Below are 1,102 nucleotides of genomic sequence, written 5' to 3'. Positions count from 1 at the left end.
AGAGGGCATTTGATCTAGGCGAATTGCCCTTTCTATGCTAGTAGGTCCCTCGCCAGGTTGGTGTCGTTTCGTCTGTTATGCGCTTTGCGAGGTTGTCGATCGAGGCGACGTGGATCATGGCCTCGGAGCTGGCGGGAAGGGTCTCGTAATCGCGAGAAAGGCGCCGGTGCAACATAAGCCAGCCCAGACTTCGCTCGACTACCCAGCGCCTTTTGACGACGTGGAAGCCGCGAACTCCTGGGTTTCTGTTGACGACTTCGACGTCGATTCCGAGACGTGCGCCGTGCTCGATGACGGCGTTCTTGAAGCCGGTGTCGACCCAGCTCTTGGCGATGGTTGGATAGGTCTTCTTAGCTTGGTCGAGGAGACGTATTCCTACGGCGTTCTCGGAGAGGCTCGCGGCAGTGACGGTCACGGCGAGGATCAGTCCGATCGTGTCGGTGAGGATGCCTCGCTTTCGCCCGACAATCTTCTTGGCGGCGTCCGTTCCCTGGCTGGTCAGGGGCGCGTTGGTGGAGGTTTTCACGCTCTGGGTGTCGATGACGGACCCTGTGGGTTCGGGCTTGCGTCCCTCCTTCACGCGGGCGAGTCCGGCCAGGTCGTAGTTGAGCTGGGCGAGGATTCCCTCGTCGCGCCAGGCGGCATAGTAGGCGTAGACGGTGCCGTAGTTCGGGAAGTCGTGTGGGAGGTATTTCCAGGGGATTCCCGTGCGGTTGATGTAGAGGAGTCCGTTGAATACGTCGCGCAGGTCGACCTTGGCCGGCTGCCCGGTGGGTCTGCGGTCGAGCCGGGCTTTTCTCCAGGCCGTCAACGTCGGCTCGATCAGGGCCCATCGGGCGTCGGAAAGGTCGCTGGGGTACGGCTTCCGCTGGCTCACCTCTCAGAGGGATCATGTGCGTGACGGAAGATCAGGTTCCGCTGATTATTGGGCGGTTCTGATCCATCTCTACGTCAGACGTACTTCGAGGATTGAAGCCGAGTGAAACGGGCGGGCAGGTCCGGAAGTGTGGAGGTGATGAAGCGCATTGATCCACTGAAAGGCCTCAAACTGGCACAGCGACAGAACTCGCATACCGGCATGAGGCATGCCTTAATGCCCTCT

Annotated in this window: 1 protein-coding gene; it reads right to left on the bottom strand. The window is 60.3% G+C overall.

Going from position 1 to position 1,102, the window contains the following annotated elements:
- Nucleotides 1–37 precede the first annotated feature (37 nt).
- Nucleotides 38–877 (bottom strand): IS5 family transposase, encoded by an 840-nt coding sequence (locus ACIQVL_RS51585; RefSeq protein WP_403479324.1) that lies wholly within the window; start codon nucleotides 875–877, stop codon nucleotides 38–40.
- Nucleotides 878–1,102 lie beyond the last annotated feature (225 nt).

Origin of the sequence: Streptomyces sp. NPDC090499, from assembly GCF_044769305.1 — a bacterium.
Lineage (GTDB): Bacteria > Actinomycetota > Actinomycetes > Streptomycetales > Streptomycetaceae > Streptomyces.
This window is presented reverse-complemented; position numbering and strand designations above follow the sequence as displayed.